Origin of the sequence: Leucobacter aridicollis (assembly GCF_013409595.1) — a bacterium.
GTDB lineage: Bacteria > Actinomycetota > Actinomycetes > Actinomycetales > Microbacteriaceae > Leucobacter > Leucobacter aridicollis.
On sequence record NZ_JACCBD010000001.1, the window covers coordinates 1,357,544 to 1,380,025 of the forward strand.

The 22,482-nt window shown below is 68.1% G+C and carries 23 protein-coding genes; 10 read left to right on the top strand and 13 right to left on the bottom strand.

Going from position 1 to position 22,482, the window contains the following annotated elements; all coding sequences use genetic code 11:
• Positions 1–153 precede the first annotated feature (153 nt).
• From BJ960_RS06285 to BJ960_RS06320, 8 genes are all read left to right on the top strand, one after another.
• Positions 154–1,086, top strand: coding sequence for a transporter substrate-binding domain-containing protein (locus tag BJ960_RS06285; protein WP_185986664.1), 933 nt, complete (start codon positions 154–156; stop codon positions 1,084–1,086).
• Entirely contained in the window at positions 1,086–1,994 is a 909-nt protein-coding gene (locus tag BJ960_RS06290; protein ID WP_185986665.1) for an amino acid ABC transporter permease, read from the top strand. Before BJ960_RS06285 ends, BJ960_RS06290 begins: the two co-directional genes overlap by 1 nt.
• Entirely contained in the window at positions 1,991–2,791 is an 801-nt protein-coding gene (locus tag BJ960_RS06295) for an amino acid ABC transporter ATP-binding protein (protein ID WP_185986666.1), read from the top strand. The genes BJ960_RS06290 and BJ960_RS06295 overlap by 4 nt, the downstream gene beginning before the upstream one ends.
• Positions 2,788–3,750, top strand: coding sequence for an aldo/keto reductase (locus BJ960_RS06300; RefSeq protein ID WP_185986667.1), 963 nt, complete (start codon positions 2,788–2,790; stop codon positions 3,748–3,750). Before BJ960_RS06295 ends, BJ960_RS06300 begins: the two co-directional genes overlap by 4 nt.
• A gap of 249 nt (positions 3,751–3,999) precedes the next feature.
• Positions 4,000–5,562: an AMP-binding protein gene (locus BJ960_RS06305; RefSeq protein WP_272928805.1), complete on the top strand. Its 1,563-nt coding sequence runs from the start codon at positions 4,000–4,002 to the stop codon at positions 5,560–5,562.
• 196 nt (positions 5,563–5,758) lie between these two features.
• Complete coding sequence (locus BJ960_RS06310) at positions 5,759–6,589, top strand: LuxR C-terminal-related transcriptional regulator (protein ID WP_185986669.1); 831 nt, start codon at positions 5,759–5,761, stop codon at positions 6,587–6,589.
• Between the two features lie 108 nt (positions 6,590–6,697).
• Positions 6,698–7,849 (top strand): acyl-CoA dehydrogenase family protein, encoded by a 1,152-nt coding sequence (locus BJ960_RS06315; RefSeq protein ID WP_185986670.1) that lies wholly within the window; start codon positions 6,698–6,700, stop codon positions 7,847–7,849.
• A 174-nt stretch (positions 7,850–8,023) separates the two neighbouring features.
• Positions 8,024–8,449, top strand: coding sequence for a hypothetical protein (locus tag BJ960_RS06320; protein ID WP_185986671.1), 426 nt, complete (start codon positions 8,024–8,026; stop codon positions 8,447–8,449).
• A gap of 17 nt (positions 8,450–8,466) precedes the next feature.
• Here BJ960_RS06320 and BJ960_RS06325 read toward each other — a convergent pair whose 3' ends face one another.
• Complete coding sequence (locus BJ960_RS06325; protein ID WP_185986672.1) at positions 8,467–10,101, bottom strand: class I adenylate-forming enzyme family protein; 1,635 nt, start codon at positions 10,099–10,101, stop codon at positions 8,467–8,469.
• Between the two features lie 34 nt (positions 10,102–10,135).
• Entirely contained in the window at positions 10,136–11,008 is an 873-nt protein-coding gene (locus tag BJ960_RS06330; protein ID WP_185986673.1) for a crotonase/enoyl-CoA hydratase family protein, read from the bottom strand.
• 111 nt (positions 11,009–11,119) lie between these two features.
• Between BJ960_RS06330 and BJ960_RS06335 the strand changes: the two genes are divergently transcribed.
• A complete protein-coding gene (locus BJ960_RS06335) occupies positions 11,120–11,380 on the top strand; it encodes a helix-turn-helix domain-containing protein (protein ID WP_185986674.1) in 261 nt (86 codons plus the stop codon).
• Positions 11,381–11,389: 9 nt separating this feature from the next.
• On the opposite strand, the gene BJ960_RS06340 is transcribed toward BJ960_RS06335, so the two are convergent.
• From BJ960_RS06340 to BJ960_RS06390, 11 genes are all read right to left on the bottom strand, one after another.
• On the bottom strand, positions 11,390–12,127 hold the full coding sequence (locus BJ960_RS06340; RefSeq protein ID WP_307814684.1) for an RES family NAD+ phosphorylase: 738 nt from the start codon (positions 12,125–12,127) through the stop codon (positions 11,390–11,392).
• Entirely contained in the window at positions 12,010–12,633 is a 624-nt protein-coding gene (locus tag BJ960_RS06345; RefSeq protein ID WP_185986676.1) for a hypothetical protein, read from the bottom strand. Before BJ960_RS06345 ends, BJ960_RS06340 begins: the two co-directional genes overlap by 118 nt.
• 58 nt (positions 12,634–12,691) lie before the next feature.
• A complete protein-coding gene (locus BJ960_RS06350; RefSeq protein WP_185986677.1) occupies positions 12,692–13,318 on the bottom strand; it encodes a TetR/AcrR family transcriptional regulator C-terminal ligand-binding domain-containing protein in 627 nt (208 codons plus the stop codon).
• Positions 13,315–14,073, bottom strand: a complete 759-nt coding sequence (locus tag BJ960_RS06355; RefSeq protein ID WP_185986678.1) for a tyrosine-protein phosphatase — start codon at positions 14,071–14,073, stop codon at positions 13,315–13,317. Before BJ960_RS06355 ends, BJ960_RS06350 begins: the two co-directional genes overlap by 4 nt.
• Positions 14,070–14,909: a phosphonate ABC transporter, permease protein PhnE gene (gene phnE / locus BJ960_RS06360; protein WP_185986679.1), complete on the bottom strand. Its 840-nt coding sequence runs from the start codon at positions 14,907–14,909 to the stop codon at positions 14,070–14,072. Before phnE ends, BJ960_RS06355 begins: the two co-directional genes overlap by 4 nt.
• Complete coding sequence (phnC, locus tag BJ960_RS06365) at positions 14,890–15,711, bottom strand: phosphonate ABC transporter ATP-binding protein (protein WP_121077596.1); 822 nt, start codon at positions 15,709–15,711, stop codon at positions 14,890–14,892. The genes phnE and phnC overlap by 20 nt, the downstream gene beginning before the upstream one ends.
• 14 nt (positions 15,712–15,725) lie before the next feature.
• Positions 15,726–16,631, bottom strand: a complete 906-nt coding sequence (gene phnD, locus BJ960_RS06370) for a phosphate/phosphite/phosphonate ABC transporter substrate-binding protein (protein ID WP_185986680.1) — start codon at positions 16,629–16,631, stop codon at positions 15,726–15,728.
• Between the two features lie 230 nt (positions 16,632–16,861).
• Entirely contained in the window at positions 16,862–17,782 is a 921-nt protein-coding gene (locus BJ960_RS06375; RefSeq protein WP_185986681.1) for an acyl-CoA thioesterase, read from the bottom strand.
• Entirely contained in the window at positions 17,779–18,207 is a 429-nt protein-coding gene (locus BJ960_RS06380; RefSeq protein WP_185986682.1) for an acyl-CoA thioesterase, read from the bottom strand. The genes BJ960_RS06375 and BJ960_RS06380 overlap by 4 nt, the downstream gene beginning before the upstream one ends.
• Before the next feature lie 129 nt (positions 18,208–18,336).
• Positions 18,337–20,037 carry a glycerol-3-phosphate dehydrogenase/oxidase gene (locus BJ960_RS06385; RefSeq protein ID WP_185986683.1) on the bottom strand — a complete coding sequence of 567 codons (1,701 nt, stop codon included), beginning with the start codon at positions 20,035–20,037 and terminating at the stop codon, positions 18,337–18,339.
• 38 nt (positions 20,038–20,075) lie between these two features.
• Positions 20,076–20,750 carry a TetR/AcrR family transcriptional regulator gene (locus BJ960_RS06390; RefSeq protein ID WP_185986684.1) on the bottom strand — a complete coding sequence of 225 codons (675 nt, stop codon included), beginning with the start codon at positions 20,748–20,750 and terminating at the stop codon, positions 20,076–20,078.
• 17 nt (positions 20,751–20,767) lie between these two features.
• Here BJ960_RS06390 and BJ960_RS06395 point away from each other — a divergent pair, with 17 nt between their 5' ends.
• The gene (locus tag BJ960_RS06395) at positions 20,768–22,453 is read left to right on the top strand and encodes an FAD-binding oxidoreductase (protein WP_185986685.1); all 1,686 of its coding nucleotides are present in this window, start codon (positions 20,768–20,770) and stop codon (positions 22,451–22,453) included.
• Positions 22,454–22,482: the final 29 nt, after the last annotated feature.

Consider the following 22,482-nt stretch of genomic DNA (forward strand, 5'->3'; position numbering starts at 1 on the left):
TTTCTGGGGTTTCCCTGATCGTATAGGAAGCGACGCCCGTCGGGTTGTCGCGGGCGAGCTTCTCAGTCAAATATAACAAAACAAAGTCTTGACTAATTAGTCAAAGGATTGAATACTTTGAGGTGCCTGACTTGGGCTGCAAAGGAGGAACCCATGACTATTAAACGATCACTGAAGATCTCATCCCTCGCGGCGGTAGCCGCGCTCATGCTTGCCGGTTGCACCGCGGCAGACAGCGAGAAGCCGGCGGCGAGCGCCGAAGGGGAGACGAGCGCGTTTGCGCTTCCGACCGAGCTGCGAAAGCCCACGGGCGAGTTTGGCGTGCTCAAGGATCTCGTCCCCACGGACGAGGACGGTGTCTGGATTGCTGCAGGTTCCGGGCAGGTGGCGCCACTGCAATACGTCCCTGAGGGAAACAGCGAAATTATCGGCATTGTGGCAGACCTCACCGCCGAGTACGCGCACCGTCTCGGCCTCGAACTCAAGATTGAACAGGTCTCGGGTGGTGGCGTGATGCCGGGAGTCGAATCAGGCCGCTATGACGCTGCCCTGGCGTCGGGCGACTTCATCGAGCGGCGAGGGACGGCGTCATTTGTCGACATCCTCAAGGGCGGCACAGCGCTCATCGGAAACGCCGCGGCGCCAACCGACATCACCGGCGTCGACGCGCTCTGCGGACACTCGCTCGCAGTCACTATTAGCTCAATCCAGCAGACGCGCGCAGAGGAGGAGAACAAGACCTGCATCGACGCAGGGAATGAGCCGATCGATGTCCAGCCCTATGACACAGTGCAGGCGGCAGTGCTTGCGGTGCAGTCGCAGCAAGCTGAGGTCGCCTGGTCTGATATCTCGCCGATCAACGTGATCCTCGCCGAAACTCCCGGAGTATTCGAACTCGTGGGTGAGCTCATGTGGTACGCCCCCTATGGGGTCGCAATCTCTGTTGATCGGCCTGAAATGGTCGAAGCAGTGCGTGCCTCGCTGCAGAGCATGCATGACGACGGGACCTACCACGAGATCCTTGCGCGGTGGGGGAGCGAGTCGCTTGAACTCGATGAGATCGTCGTTAACGGTTCAGAGTTCTAATGTCTGCAGTCGAACAACCGGCCCCAACAGGGCCGATTGAGATCGATCTCACTACACCCGATATCGGTAGGCGACGCCTCTCGTGGTGGATCTGGGGCGGCGTCGGGGCCGTGGCGCTCGTTGGCATAGCCAGATTCATGATCGTGACGCCTGGCTGGCAATGGAACGTGGTGGCCGAGTATCTCTTCAAACCGGAGATCTTGCGCGGTGTGATGAACACCATCTGGCTGACTGTGCTCTCTGCGATCACAGGTCTCATCGCGGGTGGCTTGGTCGCGTTCCTGCGTATGTCTGAGAATCCCGCGTTTCGTGCAGCAGGAACCGCCTTCATCTGGTTGATGCGAGCGATCCCTGCACTCGTGGTGTTGCTCTTCATCTTCTTCATGGGGGCGCTGGTGCCGGAGTTTACCTTTGGAATCCCCTTCACCGACGTGACGTTTTTCTCTGTCAAGACGAATGATGTGATTAACAAGTTCTCGGCCGCTCTGATTGGCCTGACCCTTATCCAAGCAGCGTACGTCGGTGAGATCTACCGTGCGGGAATTCTCTCGGTTTCGAAAGGACAGTACGAGGCCGCTGGTGCGATAGGGATGACTCGCGCACAGGCGATGCGACGCATCATTATGCCACAGGCCATTCGGGTGATCATTCCTCCGCTGAGCAATGAGCTCATCACGCTGTTCAAGAGCACTTCGCTGGTCTCGGTCATCGGGTTCACTGAACTCCTTACCTCGGTGCAGCTTGTCTACGGCCGCACCTACCAGACGATCCCAATGCTGCTCGTTGCCTGTCTGTGGTACCTGCTCCTCACCAGCATTGCCATGGTTGGACAAAGCGCGCTCGAGAAGCGCTACTCAAAGGGATTTGTGCGCCGCAGCAAACTGAAGACCCTGGAGGTTCCCGCATGAGCAACCCCGTTGTGACGGTCCGTGGACTGATCAAGAAGTACCACGACACTGCTGTGCTCCAGGGCGTGGATCTAACGCTGGACCGGGGCGAGGTGCTGAGCATCATTGGGCCGTCTGGCTCGGGTAAGTCAACGCTGTTGCGCTGCCTGAACCAATTGGAAGAGATCGATGGCGGCGAGATTTGCCATGGAGACGAACGGCTTGGAATCGAAACTGTCCGCGGGAAACTCATGAGAGTGCGTGAGAAAGACGTCGTCAGGCAGCGGCGTGCATTCGGGATGGTATTCCAGCACTTCAATCTCTTCCCCCACATGACCGCTCTGCAAAATGTAATGGAGGGACCAACCCAGGTTCGCCGCATGCCGCAGGCTGATGCTCGCGCCCTTGCCTTGGAAGAACTCAAACGAGTTGGCCTTGCTGGACATGCAAACCACTATCCGGCTGAACTCTCGGGCGGCCAACAGCAGCGAGTAGCGATTGCCCGGGCGCTCGCCATGCGCCCAGAGATCATGCTGTTCGATGAGCCAACGAGCGCGCTCGATCCAGAGTTGGTGGACGAGGTCCTTGACGTGATTCGCGGCCTCGCCGCCGAGGGAATGACGATGGTGATCGTCACGCATGAGATGAGTCTCGCGCAAGAGATTTCCGACAGCGTCGTAGTGATGGATCGCGGTCAGGTCGTTGAGGCTGGCCCGCCCACGCAGATCTTTCGCGCCCCGCGGTCGGAACGGACGCGCCGGTTCGTCGCCAAGCTCATCGCAGCTCAACAGAAAACAGAAGAGAAGGAGAATCTATGAACACCGCACGACTTGGAACCACTGACGTTGAGGTTTCGCGCCTGTCGCTCGGATCTTGGTATACGTATTCAAGGCTCAGTTTCGAAGCCGGGGTTGAGCTGGTCCGAACGGCCCTCGACAACGGACTGACCTTCTTCGACGTGGCGTACTACAGGAATTCCCCTCACACGGAGCTCATCTTCAGCCGACTGATTCGTGAGGCCGGGGCAAAACGGCACGACTACCAGATCGCTGAGAAGCTCTGGTACTTCTCCTACCCCGAGGAGTCGCTCAGTGACCAGGCGAATCGCATGCTGCGTCGGATCGATGAGGAGTTTGTCGACACGTTGATCATCGAACACCCCCGCCCAGGGATGAGCGTCGAGAAGCTCGTCGATGAGATCACGGAGATCGTTGCCGATGGCCGTGCCCGTAGCTGGGGTGCATTGAACTGGGTTCCCGAGGACTTGATGCGGGCTCATGAGCACGCCACCGCAAACGGCGTGCAGGGCCCGGCTCTTGCCCAGCTGAAGTATTCCATTGTGCGGAGAAACGTCGTCGAGGAGCAGTATCGACAGGTTGTTGAGCAGACTGGGATGAGTATCCACGCTTCCGACACGATGGAGGGCGGCATCCTGGCAGGCGTCCTCAACCCGGAGCGCCATATCGGCATTGACGTTGGAGAGATCCGCGAGCAGATCAAGGGCACCGTGCCTAAGGTCCTCGAGGCAGCACGGCGTCTTGACATCACGCCGGCCCAATTCTCGCTTGCGTGGTGTTTGACCAATCCCCAGGTTGCGTCACTCCTCTTCGGTGCGACTCGCCCAGAGCGACTCATCGAGAACATTGAGGCTGTTCGAATCGCGTCAGAACACGGTGCCGAGATCCGCGCCGCGGCAGAGGGGCTCGGCATCGACGCGCACGCCCTTGACGCGCCGTACACCCATGACCGCCCCCTGATTGGCGACTACGTCGCGTAATCTCCGCCGAGGAAGACTACGCGTCGACCGAGCACTGGTATTTCCACCCGCTCGGTGAGAAGGCCAGGACCTATGTGGAGGTCCTGGCCTTCATCCTTTGGCCTGGCGTTTAGGCATCCTGGGAAGGAGAGCAGCCCTGTCCACCACACACAATCTCACCCGCGAAAGGGGGTATCGACCCCGCGAAGCCCCAGGGATCATGAGGTCATGGGCAATGGAGCACAGATTTCTTACGCATCGGGTACGAGCATGACACCGCTGAAGGGGCAGACCATCGGCGAGATGCTCGACGAGATCACCGGCCGGTTTCCTGACAATGAGGCGCTGGTCGAGACGTTCACGGGGCGGCGGTGGACCTTCTCAGAGTTGAGAAGCGAAAGCGCCAGACTCGCCGCAGCGCTGACGAAGCGCGGCGTCGCGAAGGGCGACCGGGTCGGCATCTGGTCGCCGAACTGTGCCGAGTGGGTGTTCACGCAGTACGCGACCGCGATGATCGGCGCGATCCTGGTGAACGTCAACCCGGCCTACCGTACGCACGAGCTCAAGCACGCGGTGGACACGTCGGGCATCACCGTGATGGTGAGCGCCGTCGAGTACCGCTCGAGCGACTATGCGGGCATGCTCGCCGAGATCGGGTTCACCGACGTGCTGTTCATCGGTACGAAGGAGTGGGATGCCGCGCTCGCCGACGCTGAGCAGGATCCGCCCGCCGCGGAGGCGGTCCCGCTCACGTTCGACGAGGCGATCAACATTCAGTACACGTCGGGCACGACCGGGTTCCCGAAGGGCGCGACGCTCACGCATCACAACATCCTCAACAACGGCTTCTTCGTTGGTGAGGGCGTCGGCTACACGGACACCGACCGCGTCTGCCTGCCGGTGCCGCTGTACCACTGCTTCGGCATGGTCATGGGCATCCTCGGCGCGCACAGCCACGGCGCCTGCATCGTGCTGCCTGCGCCGACGTTCGACGCGGCCACGACGCTCGCCGCCGTCGAGCAGGAGCGCTGCACCTCGCTGTATGGGGTGCCCACGATGTTCATCGCAGAACTCGGGCTCGAGAACTTCTCGGAGTACAACCTCCAGAGCCTCCGCACGGGCATCATGGCGGGCTCGTCGTGCCCCGCCGAGGTGATGGAGCAGGTGATCGCCGAAATGCACATGAGCGAGGTCGCGATTTGCTACGGCATGACCGAGACCTCGCCCGTGTCGACGATGACCTCGGTCACCGACGACCTCGTCGCGCGGACCCAGACGATCGGCAAGGTGATGCCGCACCTCGAGGTGAAGATCATCGACGAAGACGGCCACGTCGCCCCGGTCGGGGTGCCGGGGGAGCTGTGCACGCGCGGCTACTCGGTGATGCTCGGCTACTGGGGGCAACCTGACGAGACCGCTGAGGCGATCGACGCCGGCAACTGGATGCACACGGGCGACATCGCGACCATGGACGAGAACGGGCGCCTGAACATCGTCGGACGGCTGAAAGACATGGTCATTCGTGGCGGCGAGAACATCTACCCGCGCGAGATCGAGGAGTTCCTCTACCGCCACCCCGACATCGCTGACGTCCAGGTGATCGGCGTGCCAGATCAACGGCTCGGCGAGGAGCTCATGGCCTGGGTCGTGCTCCGGCCTGGCGCGGGGATCCTCACCGCCGAGAGCCTCCGCGAATTCGCGTCGGGCAAGCTCACCCACTTCAAGATTCCGAAGTACGTGCACGTGGTCGACGCGTTCCCTATGACAGTTACCGGCAAGGTGCGCAAGGTCGAGATGCGCGAACTTGCCACAACAATGTTGGCCAGCGTTTGAGCGTGCGTACAGTGCGCCGGAGGTACGGTGGACATGACTGCGCGATAGCCCTAGGCTGGCTCGCACGGCGCCGAAGCCGTGCGGATCACCGAGGCTGGCGCGGGCGACAAGGAGGTCCGATGTTCAAGCTTGACGGCGGGCGCGCGCGGCGCGCTGCGCAGCGGCGTGTGCACGGCAGCGACCTGGTGAGGGCATCATGATGCGCTCGGCTGTCGCGGGCGCGCTTTCTGGCGCGCGCGAGGCCACCGGCCTCGACGTGCTGTTCGGCGGCTACGCCGCCCCCGATTCGGATCGGTTCACGATTACTCACACCGTTGGCGCGCTGACGCCCGCGCTGACCGGGCTCGTGATTCGCGCGGGGAAGGGGCTCGGCGGGCTTGCGCTGGCCCAGAAGGCCCCGACCGCCGCCCGCGATTACCTGCACGACTCCTCGATCTCTCGGCACTACGACCCCGCCGTTCAGGCGGAGTCGCTCCGATCAGTTGTCGCCTTCCCGATCGTCGTTGACGGCGACGCCCGCGGCATCGTCTACGGCGCCAGACGCGAGACGGGCTCGTTCGCGCCGCAGGAGGTGCGGAGCGTTCGCGCCGCAGCCGACGCCGTCGCGTTCCGTGTGGCCGTCGACGAGGCGGTCCAGAAGCAGGTTGAGTCCGCGGAGACCGCCGAGTACCTGCGCGCGGTGCGCTCGGCGCCCGCGGACCGCGAGTGGGAGCAGGTGCGGGTCGCCTTCGCCGAACTTCGGGAGCTGGCGCGCACCATCGAAGACGCCGACGCGCAGATCGGGATCCAGGCGATCCTCGACAAGCTCACCCCTGACGCCGCGCCCGAGGGTCCCGCGCTGTCGGTGCGGGAGATCGACGTGCTCGCGCTCGTTGCGCTGGGGCTCTCCAACCGCGAGATTGGGGACCGGCTGCACCTCGAGCTCGAGACCGTGAAGAGTTACCTCCGCAGCGCGATGCGGAAGCTCGGCGCACACAACCGTGTCGAATCGGTCGCGCTCGCTCGCGGCCTCGGCCATCTGCCCTAGCAGGCATCATCACCCGGGTGTCGCCCACAGGCGGCGCTCACTATCCAGGGGTCCGGCACCGCACCGGCGTGCCGCCTCGCCCCACCCGACACACGAAGGAACAGTTTGATGGAGAACTACAGTCTGAACGAGGAGGAGCTGCAGCTCGCCCAGATGGTGCGCGAGTTCGCTGACGAGGTGGTGGCGCCCGTCTCGTACGAGGCTGACCGCACCCACACCCTCCCGCTCGACATCGTCGCGCAGATGGGCGACATGGGCCTGTTCGGGCTCCCGTTCCCCGAAGACGTCGGCGGTCAGGGAGGCGACTACTTCGCGCTCTGCCTCGCGATTGAGGCGCTCGCGCGGGTCGACCAGTCGATCGCGATCACGCTTGAGGCCGGGGTGAGCCTCGGAGCGATGCCGATCTTCCGCTTCGGTACCGCCGAGCAGAAGGCGGAGCTGCTGCCCGACCTGCTCGCGGGCCGGGCACTCGCGGGCTTCGGCCTGACCGAGCCTGAGGCTGGATCGGACGCCGGCGCGACCCGCACCACCGCGCGCCTCGAGAACGGCGAGTGGGTCATCAACGGCTCGAAGCAGTTCATCACGAACTCCGGCACCGACATCACGAAGTTCGTCACCGTCACCGCCGTCACCGGCGAGAACAACGGCCGGAAGGAACTCTCGACGATCATCGTGCCGAGCGGCACCCCCGGCTTCACCGTGGAGCCCGCGTACGACAAGGTCGGCTGGAATGCGTCAGACACGCACGCGCTCACCTTCAACGACGTTCGGGTGCCCGAAGCTAACCTGCTGGGCGAGCGCGGCCGCGGCTTCGCGAACTTCCTGCACACCCTCGACGAGGGGCGCATCGCCGTCGCGGCGCTCGCGACCGGCGCGGCGGAGGGGTGCCTCGAGCAGGCGATCGACTACGCCGGCAAGCGACACGTGTTCGGTGAGCCGCTGAAGACTCGGCAGCACATTCAGTTCATGATCGCCCGCATGCAGCTGCGCGTGCACAACGCGAAGCTCTCCTGGCACCACGCGGCGCGCCTCTGCGCCGAGGGCAAGCCGTTCAAGACCGAGGCCGCGATCGCAAAGCTCACCGCCTCGGACGCCGCGATGGACAACGCTCGCGACGCGACGCAGATCTTCGGCGGCAACGGGTTCATGAACGAATTCCCGGTTGCGCGCCACTACCGCGATTCGAAGATCCTCGAGATCGGCGAGGGCACCAACGAGGTGCAGCTGCTCGTTATCGCCCGCTCGCTGGGTCTCGCGTAGGTCACGCGCCGACAGGCATCTGCCGGCACGCACCCCGTCCCGCCCGGACCACGGGCGCGACGGGGTGCTCGCGTTTTGGCTGCAGTCAGGGGTGGCCCCTGCGGCCGTCTCGGGGCCCGCTCTAGGATGGGTACGAGCCAGCCGCACGAACGATCGCGGCAGAACGGGGCCTTCATGCGCATCGCCAAGACGACAGACACCGGTTCGGTGGGTGACGTCTACGCGCTCGCTGACGAGCTCCTGGCCGACGCCGAGCAGTTTCAGCGGGCCACGGCGGCCGTGCCCGGCGAACTCTTCATCGCGTTCCGCTCGCTGCCGCGAGAGTACGGCCGCAGATCCACCGTGCGATACGTGTCGGCTGACGATGTCCTCTACCTCGACGTCGCGGTCGCGGAAGAGGACATCGCCGAGCTGACATTCGACGAGCAGCGGGACCTGCTTCGATCCGAACTCCGTGCGCTGGTGCAGCGCGGCGTGCGATCGCGCACCGCGGGGTGGAGCCGCGCGCAGAGGCACACGATCAACAGCGCATTCGAGGCCCTGTTGAGCGGCACCGACGCCGCTCCTGGCGACGGCGTTCTCGCAGATACCCCGACATAACGGGGTGACCCCGGACGCTAGTCGAGCAGCTTCTTGTACGCGCCGCGCTGCAGCCCGTCGCGCAGCCTGTGCTTCTGCAGCTTTCCCATCGCGTTCGCGGGGAGCTCGTCACCGTGGAACCAGCTTGCCGGAATCTTCTGGGGCGACAGGCGCGGGCGCAGGAAGTCCTTGAGCTCCCGTGATGTCAGCGGCGCGAGTCCGGCACGGAATCTCACGGTTGCGGCGACGGTCTCGCCCCAGCGGTCGTCTGGCACGCCGACGACTGCCGCGAGCGCAACATCGGGATGCAGCTGAATCGCCTCTTCGACCTCACGCGGGTAGATGTTCTCGCCGCCCCTGATGATGAGGTCCTTCACGCGTCCGGTGATGGTGAGCGCCCCGTTCTCGTTCATGATCCCGAGGTCGCCGGTGTGCAGCCACCCGGTGTCGTCGATGAGCTCAGCACTCGCGTCTGGCATGCCGTAGTAGCCCGCGACGAGCTGGTAGCCGCGAGCGCAGATCTCGCCTGGCTCGCCGATCCTGACGATCTCGCCTGACTGCGGGTCCACGATCTTCACCTCCGCCTGGGGGAGCGGCGTGCCCGCCGTGCCCCACCGCTCCGCCTCGTCGGCGTCCGGCGACGTCTGCGCGAGGATCGGGCTGAGCTCGGTCTGGCCGTAGACCGTCGTGAGCGGCGCCCCGAAGACCTCCTCGATCTCACGCGACAGCTCCCACGGCACCGAATCGCCGCCGGACGATACCGTCTGCAGCGAGCTGAGGTCGACGTTTCGCACGGCGGTGCGCTCGATCGCTGCCCGGAACATCGCGGGGACCATGCGCAGGCCGGTGGCCCCGAACCGCTCGACGGCGTCGAGCGCGAGGTCGGGGTCGAAGGTGCGCAGCAGAACGAGCGTGCCGCGCTCGAGGAACGTGCCGAACCCGGCGAGACCCGAGCCAGCGGTGTGAAAGAGCGGCAGCGGCGAGACGGAGACCCCGGCGTGAGACGTGCCGCCGCGGGCGTTCACAAAGTCCGCGTTGGTGATCATCGCTCGGTGTGAGAGCTGCGCCGGCTTCGGGAGGCCGGTCGTTCCCGACGTGAACTGCAGCTGGATCGCGTCGCCCGGTCTCACCGTCGGAAACTCCGCGGCGATGGGGGTCTCGCGGGTGGCGTCGAGCCACCCCTCGAAGGGGATAATCGACGGCACCTGCAGCCGCTCAGTTCGTGATCGCAGTCGCACCAGGTCGAGCGCGTCGAAGAGGATCGGTGCCATGTGTGTGCCACGAACCTCCGCGCCGAAGGCGACGGCATCGGCGTGGGACGCGGCGAGGATGTGCGCGAGCTCCGGGCCGCGAAGCGCCGGATTCGCGGTAACGAGCGTCATTCCCGCGAGCGCGGTCGCGCACTGCAGGATGAGCCACTCAGGGTCGTTCGCAGCCCAGACAGCGATGTGGCTGCCGGGGTCGAAGCGTTCAAGCAGCCACGAGGCGGCCCGCTCCGAATCCTCGAGCAGCTCCCCGTAGGTCCACACTCGCGGTGCTCCCTTGACGGAGACTCCGATGAGGGCCGGGGCATCGCGCGAGTCCGCGGCGGCGGCGCGGATGAGGTCGCCCAGTGTGAGCTCGAGCACGGGGCGACTGGTGTCGGCCGGGTAATACGATTCTGTGAGGTGCACGGTGAACTCCCTTGTTCGCGTCACGGGGCGGCCGTCAGAGCGCGGCAACTTCGGACTCGGTCGGGATCGGGCCGCCGCCGTTCGGGATGAGCCCGCCGGCGTCGCGCCACTTCGTGGCCGAGTGGAACCCCTGCTGCTGCGCGAAGTCCATGAACCAGCGGCCTTCGGGGGAGTGCCTCGTGATGCCGTCGAAGAGCGTCGCGAGGTTCTGCGTGCTCTGCAAGCCCATGTTGTCGTAGGCCTGGTTCACCATGAGTTTCTGCATCGCAAGCTGGTTGCTCGGAACGGTCGACATTCGGTCCGCGAGTCGCTCGACCGCATCGTCGAGTTCCGCGGCCGGTACGGCCTCGAGTACCAGGCCCCACTCGGCGGCCCGTTTGCCGGTGATGGTGTCGCCGGTGAGGAGCATTCGCTTGGCCCGCTCCGCCCCGAGCCTGTACACCCACATGGCCGTGGTCGGGCAGCCCCACACCCGCGCCGGCATGTAGCCGATCTGCGCGTCCTCCGCCATAAGGACGAGGTCGCAGCTCAGTGCGACGTCGCTGCCGCCTGCGACGGCATGTCCATGCACCTTGGCGATCGTGGGCTTGAGCGACCGCCACAGGCTGAAGTAGTGCTCGGTCGCGGCGCGCATCGAGGCGTAGTCCTTGATCGGGTCCCACAGGTCGCCCTGGTTGTCGACGCCCTGCTCCGCGTAGAGACGCAGGTCGTAGCCCGAGCTGAACGACCGGCCCGCTCCCTGCAGGATGATCACGCGGACGTCGTCGTCGGCGTTTGCGCGCGCCACGGCATCGGCGAGTTCGCGCGCCATGGCGAGCGTGAGGGCGTTGAGCGACGACGGCCGGTTCAGCGTGAGGTAGGCCTTCCGGTCGCGGGTTTCGTAGAGGACGGTGGGCTCTGTTGACATGGGTGCTCCTATCTGGGTACTTCGGTGTACTGAAACTGGAGTGCTGATGCCTCGAATGATAGGCGCTTTTAAGTTACTGTGCAATAAACGCTACTGCGGCATTGTTGAAGCGTGCTTGTTCCCGCCCCAGATCTGCTCGCGCTCGGCGTCGAAGTCGCGCGGCAGCGGCGAGCCCACGGGTACTCCATCGACGCTCTCGCCGAGGCCGCCGGCGTGCACCGCAAGACGATCATTCAGATCGAGGCGGGCAGGGTCGCGGCCCGCGTGAGCACGCTCCACGGGATCGCCCACGCGCTCGACGCCCCGCTCGCGGAGCTGCTGGACCCGCTGTGCCGTCAGCACGGGGCACCGCAGCGCCCCGCCGCACGCTAAGTCCCGCGGTCAGCCAGCCGGGGGAACAAGCACTTCGACGCCGAGCGGGCCACACAGGGTGATGAGCTTCTCTCGCCCGCCTGATACGTCGTCGAAGCGCCACGAGTAGCTCGAGTCGACCTCGAACGCGCCGTCGCAGCGGTCGCCGAAGAACGCGTACGCCCGGTCGCTGTTGCACTGCCTGCTCATGTACACCACGCCATCGAATCCCGCGGCGTGGGCAGCTTCAGCCCACTTCACGGTCTCACCGTACGAAGACGCCGGCGTCGCTGTGACCTGCTCCGCTCTCACTCCGAGGGCACGCAGTCCGAGTCCGAGGAAGGCCGCGAGGCGCAGATCGCCCGTCGTACGGAGGCGGCTGGTTATCCGCCCCTCGTACTCTCGGGGCAGGAGCTGGCCGCCAGTGAGCGGGGCATCGTGGAGCAGCGTTTCAGCGACGGCAGCTTGCTCTGAGGCGGCCGCGTACAGGATGGGCACGTGTGGCGAGCCGAAGAACGCAAATCGTGTGGCTGCCCCGAACCCCGGGTTGAAACTCGCAGGTGGCCGGCCACCCGAATGCACCCGGTAGAGGTCGCTGCCCAGCGGGAGCGGTTCGTCATGGGCTCGAAATGGGAACGGAGGGCGAGGTGTTACCACGCCACGCCCCACGCCCGGCGGGCGACGTCGAAGACCATGTCGGGGTCGGCGTCGATGAAGTCGATTGGGCGGGCAGCGTTCGGAAGGTATGTTGTGGGGCGCCAGAGCCACAGCAGGGCATCCTCTTGGCCCCACCCGAATTCCGAGGCAAGCTCTGCGTACGGCGCGACCCACGGGGCGACGCTGCCGTGGTCGAAGTCAAACTGGAACCCTGGGTAGACGTACCTGTTGAGCCGCTGCACGGCGAGCAGCGCCCCCCGCTTGCGCATGTCATTTGCGAGCGAACGCGCGGCTGCTGGCGAGGAACGGGATCCGAGTAGCTCGGCAACTTGTGTGGATGCGAGTAGGCCTGACTCGGCCTCAATCGCCCGCCACACGTTCTCCGTTGCCTGTGCTGCGCGAGCCGCACCAGGCGGGACAGTGCCGGGGAGTTTCACGAGCTCGACCCCGAGCTGTGCGCGGGCGGTTTCGATGCGCACAGCCTCGAGCGCGGCGCGCAGCGCCACGGATGCCTGCGCGTCGGTCACTTCGTGCCCGGTCTCCTGCCGCAGCACTTCGCGCATCGCGTCGATCTCGCGGGGCTGTTCTTCGCTGAGTTGTGCGTGTCCGGTCGCCATACGGTCTCCAATTCCTACGATCCATTGTACCGCAGGAAACGGCAGGTGGCCCGGGTGCTTAGGAAACCACCATCCCGCGCCACGTGATGTCGAATGCCGCGGCGAGGCGGCTGCGGGTGGCCGGCGACTCGAGCGGCTCGCCGCGCACAATGGATTGGTAGTAGGCGGCCCCGGCGATCGCGTCGAAGGCCGCTTCGACGTCGAGATCGTGTCGCAGGATCCCGCGGTCGACGCCAGCGCGGAGCGCCCGCTCGACCGGCCCGCGTCGGCGGCTCACGTGCGACTCCCAGTACGCGCGTTGCAGGGCGCGGTCGGCCATGACGAGGCGGATCCGCTGCCGAAACCGCGCCTCCGAGTAGCCGGAGGCGTCGATCGAGGTGGGCGAGCCGATGAGCGCGGTGAACAGCGTCTCGCGAAGGTCGCCGTCGAGCGGGAGCTCGGGCGGCACGGTCCGGCCGACGTCGAGCGCGGCGGCGATGAGCGTCGTGAGCGACGGCCACCTCCGGTACAGCGCCGCCCGGCTGACGCCGCCGCGCTCGACGACGCGCGACACCGTGACCTCTTCTTCGGCGTCGATGAGGTCGAGCACCGCGGCGATGATCTGCGGGTCGAGGTCCGTGTCACGCGGCCTGCCGGGGCCGCGGCGAACCGCGACCCCGGCAGGTGCTGCAGCGGTGAGTGTCATGCGCTGAGCGCTCGCGCGCGGAGCTTCGCGACGGTGTCGTCGCTGAGGCCGGCGGCCCGGAGCGGGGCGAGCGCGTCGCCGTGGGTGTCGCGGAGGGAGGCGAGCAGGATCCGCATCGACACGTCCATCCCGTCGTCGGTGAGCGCCTTGCCGTCGAAGACCTCGGGATCGAGGCCGAGCTTTGCGAACACGGCGCTCATCGCGGTCTTCGTGCGCGCCATGATCGCCGGCATGTTCGGTCCGGTCTTCGCGTAGTCGGCGACGATCGCGTCGTCGTCTGCGCCGAGCACGAGCAGCAGCGACGCGGCGAGCACGCCGGTGCGGTCGCGCCCGGCGGCGCAGTGGAACGCGGTGGCCCCCGGGGTGTTCGCGATGATGTCGAGTGCGGTCACGATGAGCGGCGCGGCGCGGTCAATCATGCCGACGTACATCTCGCCCATGAGCTCGTGCGTGAGCTCGGGGGCGTCGCCGGCAGGAGCCTCGATCGAGCCCATGAACGGCAGGTGGTGGTACGCGACGGCGTAGTCGGCGAGGGGGCCGCGGCCGGTCACCTGCACCTCGTGTGGCGAGCGCAGGTCGATGATCGCGGTGAGCCCGTCCGCCACGAGCTTCGCGGCGAACTCGGGGGTGACGGTCGCGAGGTCGTCGGTGCGGATCGCGAGGCCGTCGCGCAGCGTGCCGCCGGAGATCGGGGTCCCGCCGAGGTCGCGCAGGTTGACGGGCGTAGTGAGCTCGAGCTCGAGTGTGGCGGTCATGTGATCTTCTTTCTGATGAGGGCGCTGCCCTGGTCGATTGCCGTGACGAGCACGATGATGCAGATGATGATGGCGCTGAGGTGGCCGTAGTCGTACATGCGCATGGCGGTGGTGAGTTCGAGGCCGATGCCGCCGGCGCCGACGAGGCCGAGGATCGTCGCGCCGCGCACGTTGCCCTCGAACAAGAGCAGCGTGTACGAGACGAGCAGCGGGGCGGCCTGGGGGAGCACACCGTACTGGATCACCTGGCGCTTCGACGCTCCGACGGCCTGCATGGCGACCATGGGGCCGCGATCGACGGACTCCATCGCCTCGGCGAACACCTTGCCGATGGAGCCGAGGGAGCCGAGCGTCATCGCGAGGATGCCGGCGAAGGGGCCGAGGCCAACCGCGGAGACGAACATCAGCGCGAACACGAGGTCGGGCACCGAGCGGATCACGTTCATGATCCAGCGCGCCGGGTAGTACAGCCACTTCGGGGAGATGTTCGAGGACGCGGCGAACGCGACGAGCAGCGAGAGCACGGCGCCGAGCACGGTGCCGACGACGGCCATCTGGAACGTCTCGATGAGCAACTCGACGATTTTGCCGAACTTCGTGAAGTCCGGCGGGAACAGTCGCGAGAGGAACTCGCCCATGTTGACCGCGCCCTCGCCGAGCTTCGCGAAGTTGAATTGTGCGCCGTTGAACGACCAGATGAGCACGATCACGGCGACCGGGAGGCCCATGAGGAACCGGGCGCGGGGGAGCGAGACTGCCTTCTCGAGGCGCGCGCGGTCCGCCGCTGGCAGTTCGGGCTGCTGCGCCTTCGGGCGCTCAGGCGCGTGCGTGGACACTCGGGGTCACCTCCTGCGTGCCGACGCGGCTCTCGGAGTCGTCGGCGTACAGCGGGGCGAGCTGCTCCGCGTCGAGCTCGGCGGTGCGGCCGCTCACGATCATCTCGCCGTGGCGCAGGCCCACGATCCTGTCGGTGTGGGCGAGCGCCAGCGGGAGCACGTGCAGGCTCACGAGTACCGGAATCCCGTCCTGCAGCGCGATCTCGCGCAGCAGCTCGAGCACGGAGTCGGCGAGTTTCGGGTCGAGCGACGCGACGGGCTCGTCAGCGAGGATGAGCTTCGGCTGCTGCATGAGCGCCCGCGCGATCGCGACGCGCTGCTGCTGGCCGCCGCTCAGCGAGCGGGCGGGATCCTTCGCCTTGTGCGCGATCCCGACGCGGTCGAGCAGCTCGAGCGCACGTTTGCGGTGCGCCGACGTGAACCCGTACGCGAGGTTGATCGGGCCGGCGGTGTGCAGCGCCCCCGTGAGCACGTTCGTGAGCACGCTCATCCGCGGGATGAGGTTGAACTGCTGGAACACCTGGCCGACCTCGGACCGGAGCGTGCGCAGCTCGCCGCGCCGCAGGTTCGTGACGTCGTGCCCGGCGACACGAACCTGTCCGCCAGAGATCGGGGCGAACCCGGTGAGCGAGCGCATGAGCGTCGACTTCCCCGAGCCCGACGAGCCGAGCAGGGCGACCATCTCGCCAGGGAATAGATCGAGATTGACGCCGTCGAGCACGTTCGGTCCGCCGTCGTAGGCGACGCGCAGGTCTCGGGCGGTGACGAGCGGGAGCGCCTGGCGCAGTTCTGCGGTGGTCATGCGCGCGGGGTCGATCACTTGAGGTCCTCGAGCTCGACGCCCGCGACCGCAGCGATGTCCGCGAACGACGAGAAGAAGTCAGGCTGTGGCGCGATGACAGGCTCGAGTCCCGCGAAGCCGCCGTAGCCGGCGAGGCGCTCCTTGTTCTCTGCAGAGAACACCTTCGGCAGCGCCTCCTCGAGCTGGGTGCGCGTCTCGGCGTCGAGCGACTGCCGCGCGAGCACCGATCCCATGACAGCCATCGGCGCGCTCTCGCCGACCGCGCGCCATTCGCCGTCCTCGAACGGGAACATGGGGGCGCCCATCTCGGTGAGCATGAACGCGGTGCAGGCCGCGTCGACCTGGCCCTGCTCGAGCGCAGCGAAGCTGCCTTCGTGGCCGCCGGCGAAGATCGCCTCGTAGTCGGTGCCCTGCTCGAGGCCCGCCTCGTGCAGCATTGACACCGGCATGAAGTAGCCCGAGCTCGAGGCCTGGTCGGCGAACGCGATCGTCTTGCCCTTGAGGTCTGCTGGCGTCTTCACCGGCGAGTCGTTCAGCACGACGCAGGTGGAGACCGGCTTGTCGTCGCCCGGCCAGGCGAGCAGCGCGTCAACCTCGCCGGTGTTCACCGCGAGCGCGGACGGGAAGCCGCTCATGATGCCGATATCGACGTGGTCTGCGCGGATCGCTTCGACGACCGAGAGGTAGTCGGGCACGTCGGTGACCTCCACCTCGCGGCCGGTCTCAGCCTCGAGGAGTTCGACGAGGACGTCGACCGGGTTCTCCGCGGTCGGATCGTCTGACATAGGGATGGTGGCGATCGTGATCGGCGCATCCGCGGCGGCGGAGTCGGCGCCTGCCGCGGCTGCGGCCTGGCACCCGGTGAGGGTGAGCGCGGCGATGCCGACGATGCCAAGCGAGGTGATGACGTTGCGACGCATGGTGACCTTTCGGAGAGTAGGGCCCTCGAAGAATTCCGAGAACACCTGTATTCAAACTTCCGAAAGTGACGAGCAATTACGAGACTGGGGGTTCGCTTGCCAAAGGTTTCATGAACGAGTGGTGAACCCGCGTCAGGCCGGGCTATCTGATTTCTCAGATAGCGACCGAGTATCTGGTAATTCGGATACCACCGGGCGATCCCGGACTCCGGCCGTCGTGCATTCGAGTCTCAGCGACGCACTCGAACGATGCCCTCCTGGACAACGGTCGCGACGAGCGCGCCGTCTCGCGTGACGAGGTCGCCCTGGCAGACGACGTGGTCGCCGGTTGCGCTGACGAGGCGCTGCGAAAACAGCAGCCAGCCGGCGGGGTCGAAGTCGGCGTGGAACCAGAGGCTCTGTTGCACAGTCGTGCTGAACATGCCGGGCGCGAGCCAGCCGTGTCCGAGGGCGGCCGCGGCGGGCTCGAGGATGGTGTCGTCGGCGATGTAGGCGACGAGCGCGATGCGGCCCTCGGGCGTCGCGAGCAGTGCGCGTTGCGCCGGTGCGTCGCCCGTGAAGCGCACCCACACCCGATTCGTGGCGCGCGGCGGCACGCTCTCCCCATACAGCGGCGGGTCGATGTGGCGGGTATCGAGGGCGCGGCCGCCGCCCCAGTAGGCGTCGAGCTGCGTGGGGTCGTCGACGTCGGGCGAGAGCGGGCCGCGGGCCGCGATTGCCTCCGCCGCGGTGGGAAGCGAATCAGGATCGGGGAGGCCGTCCCGCGCCGACAGGTCGGCCGCTGGCGCCTCGCCGGGGCGGGGCGCGCGGAGCAGCACGGCCGCGGCGGCGATCTCGGTGCCGTCTTGCAACAGCCGCACGGAGCGATTCGCGTACCGAAACCCGTCGCGCACGCGCTCGACAACGTAGCTCAGCGGGCGGTCGCGGTCGCCCGGCCGAAGGAAGGCGATCTGCATGCTGTGGGGGAGTTGCCCCTCGGCCGCCGACCGCACCGCCGCGGCAAGCGCGCCGACCGAGAGATCGCCGCCGTAGGCGGCGGGCCAGGGGGTCGCGACCGTGCGGCCCTCCCAGACGTCGAAGCGCTCGCCGGCGCTGCCCGAGGCCTGGGTGAGCGCCCACGGAGTCGAAAGCTTCGGGAAGGGATCGGTCATGGGTGTGCCGTGCTCTCGTGCTGAGCGTGGTCACCGTCGAACTGGTGTCTGGCGAGCTCCAACCGGACGGCGTCGGAGAGCGGTTCCGAACGCTTGGTTGCTGGGTTCACGTTGACGTACGTCGTGCGGCCGGTGGCGCAGCGCGTGCCGTGCTGGTGGAGTTCCTCGTGCAGCGTGAGCGACGAGTTTCCGACCCGTTCGACCCACGTGCGCACCGTGACTGGCGCGGGATAGGTGAGCTCGTGCTCGAAGTTGACAGTGAAGCCCGCGACGATCATGCGCCACTGCGAGAAGTCCTCCGGCGGGCCGAAGATGGCGAAGAAGTCGCGCCGGCCGGCCTCGAACCAGACGGGCACCACCGTGTTATTGATGTGCCCGACCGCGTCCGTCTCGGAGACGCGCGGGTGAATGATTGTCTCGAACACTGTGCTCCATCTGTGGGGTGGACACGGACGCTCCGGGGTGCATCGGTGCAGGGGTTCCGCTCGCGGGCCGGGTGAGGGCCCGCGAGATGTCGCGAGTGCCGCCCAGCCTACGGAGCCGTATCCCGTAGCCTACGCGAGCCGCTCGATGAGGTCACCCGCCGCCGTCTCGGCGGCTGCCGCGACCCTCGGGTCGAGCGCGAGCCTGGTGCGGCGCGCGAGCAGGTCCGCCGGGGTGGCGGCGCCCTCGGCGAGGATCCCGAAGGCGAGTTCCGCGAGCGTGATCCCCGAGCCGGGGCTCGCCTCCGCAGCGAGGTCTGGATCGGCTGCCGCGAGCGCCGCGACGCGTTCGGCCTCCCAGCCGTAGACGCGGGCGAGCCTGTCGACCGTCTCGCCCGCGTCGGCGACGGGCCAGATCGCGGCCGCAGCCCGGGCGCACGCGCGCCGGGCGCTCTCCGGCGTCGGGCGGTGTCGTGCGGCGGCCGCGCCGCGCGGGCCATGCTCGGACCCCGGCGACCCGAGCACGGGCACGCGTTTCGTGACCGCCGGCCGAACCGCGGGATCCTCGCCGAGCCGGCGGAGCGCGGCGTCGACGGCGTCCTCCGCCATCTTGCGGTACACGGTGAGCTTGCCGCCCGTGACGGTGATGGGCGCGCCAGGGGCGTCGAGCACGAGGTGCTGGCGCGATGCGGCGGCGGACGGCCGTTCGGCGTCCCCGCGGTGGCTCGTGACGGCGCGGATGAGGGGGCGCAGGCCCGAGAACGCGCTCAGCACGTCGGCGCGCGTGAGCGGGACGGCGAGCGACTCGCTCGCGACCCCGAGCAGGAAGTCGATGTCGTCGTCAGGCACGCCGGGCGCGTAGCCGTCGGCGCCAGGCGCCGGCTCGTCGGTCAGCCCGAGGTAGCTGAGCCCGTTCGCCTGCGGCAGCACGAACACGTACCTGCCGAAGTGGCCCGGCACCGGGGCGGTGAGCACCGCGCGTGGCATTCCGAAGATCTCCGAGCGGAACACGAGGTGGGTGCCCCGGCTCGGCGCGAGCTCCACCCCGGGCGCGAGCTCCGCAGCCCAGACGCCCGTCGCGTTGATGACCGTGCGCGCCCGGACACGGAGCTCGTCGGCGTAGGCCGCGATCCACGCCTCCCGGTCGGTCGCCCGGACCACGCGGCACCCGGTCGCGATGTGCGCGCCGTGCCTGGCGGCCGTGCGGGCGAGCGCGATGACGAGCCGGGTGTCGTCCTCGACGGCGCCGTCCCAGTACACGAGACCGCCGCGCAGCCCGCGCTCGCGGAGCGCCGGGGCGAGCAGCAGCGCCTCGCGCGCGCTCACGCGCTGCGGCTTCGGGAGGACGCGCCCGGGGAGCCCGCTCGCGGCGCGCAGGGCGTCGGCGATCCTGATCCCGGTCTCCGAGAGCGCGTCGCCGAGCCTGCCGTCGAGCGGGCCGGCAGCCGCGGGGCCGCCGCCGTGCGCGCGTGCGGCGCGGTCGTGTGCGAATCGCGGCACGAGGAACGCGCGAGGAGTCACGAGGTGCGGGGCGATGCGCCGCATGAGCGCCTCCCGCTCGACCGCGGACTCCCAGGCGAGTGCGACGTCGCCCTGCGCGAGGTAGCGCAGCCCGCCGTGCACGAGCTTCGAGCTGAAGCCGCTCGTGCCGCTCGCGAGGTCCCTCGCCTCGACGAGCGCGGTCGAGAGCCCGCGGGTCGCGGCGTCGAGCGCGATGCCCGCGCCGGTGATCCCGCCGCCGATGACGAGCACGTCCACCTCGCGTTCGGCGAGGTGCGCAAGCGCGCGGGCGCGACTTGCTCGGTTCAGGTCTCCGGGGAGTGTGTCGAACATGTCGCCTCGTTTCTGGCCGGACGGAGCCGGCCGGTCAGCTATGCGATGGTGACTGGCGCGGTCGGCGGTGACTGGGCGGCGCCGGTCGCGCCGTCGGCCTGCGGGACGGGCGCGATGCCCGCGCGCAGCGCCGCGAGCGTGATGCCCGCGAGCTCCGCGCAGCTGCGGTCAAACGCGTCACCGCGCACGAGGGGCGCCCCGAGCGCGACGCCGCGGACGAGGAGCAGCAGGGTGAGGCTCGACGGGGCGGACGGCGCGATCGAGCCGTCGCGCAGCCCCGCCTGCCGGAGCTCCTCGATGGCGTCCACGACGAGTTCCTGGCTGCGGCCGAGGCGCCCGCTGAGGTACGGCTCGAGCAGCTCGGGCTGCTGGGACATTACCGACGCGATGAGCTCGGATTCGACGAAGGCGCGGGCGCCAGCGCCGAGAAACGCCGCGAGCCTGTCGGCGCCGGTGGCGGCTGGCCCGGTCGGGAGCATCGCGCGCAGCCCGGCGACCGCGCGGGCGAACTCGCGCGTGAGCGTGAGCAGGATCGCGTTGTCCATGCTGCCCATCGCCCGGTACAGCGTCATCCGCGAGATCCCAGCGGTGTCGGCGACGTCCTGGGCGGTGAGCTTTCGGGGGCCGTAGCGGCGCAGCCCAGCGGAGACCGCGTCGAGGATGGCCTCGTCGCGCGCGATAACCGAAGAACTTCTGTGACTCTGTGCGCCCATGTGTCACACTGTAACGTATGGCTGCCGATATTACCGAGAGCGTCCCCGTATCGCCGTGGTGGGGCTGGGCGCCACCGACGCCAGGCGGAGCCCTGAGCGACGGCACGCTCGCCGTGCTCGCCGAACACCTTGGGATCGACGCGGTCGCCGCGCGCCGCCCCGGCGTGCTCGATGCAGCGCCGGCCACGCCCCCGGGCGACGCCGACGTCAGCAGCCCCGCGCTCACCGAGGCGGAGGTGGCGGCGCTCGGAGCCGCGATCCCGACAGGGACCATGGCGCAGGATCCGGAGAGCCGCGTCGCACACGCGGCCGGCAAGAACACCGTCGACCTCCTCCGCCAGCGCGCCGGGGCCCCGCTTGCGCTGCCCGACGCGGTCGTGCGGCCGGGCGCACGCTCGGAGATTCCGGGGGTGCTCGCCGCGTGCGTCGCCCACGGCATCGCCGTCGTGCCGTTCGGCGGCGGCTCCAGCGTCGTCGGGGGAGTCGCGCCGCTCGCGGGCGACCACCACGCCGTCGTCGCGCTCGATCTCACGGGCCTCGCCGAGCTCCTCGAACTCAACGAACGCGACCGGACGGCGACGTTCGAGGCCGGGGTGCGCGGCCCGGAGGTCGAACGGATGCTCGCCGAGCGCGGCTATACCCTCGGGCACATCCCGCAGTCCCATCAGCAGGCGACGCTCGGCGGGTACGCGGCGACGCGCTCGGCCGGGCAGGCGTCCACGGGCTACGGGGCGATCGCGGAGCTCATCACCGCGATCCGGATCGACACGCCCACCGGCCCGCTCGCCCTCGGGGGCCGCGCTCCCGCCTCCGCGGCCGGCCCAGATCTGCGCCACGTCGTGATCGGGAGCGAAGGCACCCTCGGCGTCATCACCGAGGTTACGGTCGCCGTGACCCCGAAGCCGACAGCGAAGGCGTACGGCGCCTGGGCGTTTCCCTCGTTCGAGGCGGGCGCCGAGGCGGTCCGCGCGCTCGTCCAGGACGGCGCGGCCGGCGACGCCCCCGACGTCTGCCGCCTGAGCGACGAGGAGGAGACGGCGCTCACCCTCGCCCAGAGCGGCGGCCGCCAGGTCGAGCTGCTGCGCCGCTGGCTGCGCTCGCGCGGCATCGAGACGCCGGCGCTGCTGCTCGGCGTCTGGGAGGGGTCCGGCGCGGAACCCAAGGCCAGGCTCAAGCGTGCGCGCAGGATCCTCCGCGCGCACGGCGGCGTCTCCGCGACGAGCGCGCCCGCAGCAGCGTGGGATCGCGGCCGATTCAGCTCGCCGCGCCTCCGCGACGAGCTCCTCACCATCGGGGTGCTCGTCGACACGCTCGAGACAGCCGCGACGTGGACGCGCCTCGCCGACACGCACACGGCCGTCGCCGCAGCGATCCGCGGCGCTCTCGAATCGGGCCCGCAGGGAGCGGTCGCGAGCGCCGTGCAGGGGCACGTCTCGCACGTGTACCGCACGGGTGCATCGCTGTACTACACCTTCATCGCGAAGGCCGAGGACGACCCGATCGCGCAGTACGAGCGCGTGAAACGTGCCGCGAACGCGGCGATCCTCGCCGCCGGGGCGACAATCACCCACCACCACGCCGTCGGAACCGAGCACGCGGCCGAGCTGCCAGCTGAGATCGGGGAACAGGGCGTGCGGATCCTCCGCGCCGTCAAGCGCGAGCTCGACCCGACCGGCATCATGAACCCAGGAAAACTGATCTAGCTCGCGCGTGCCGCGACGAAAGGTGTGAG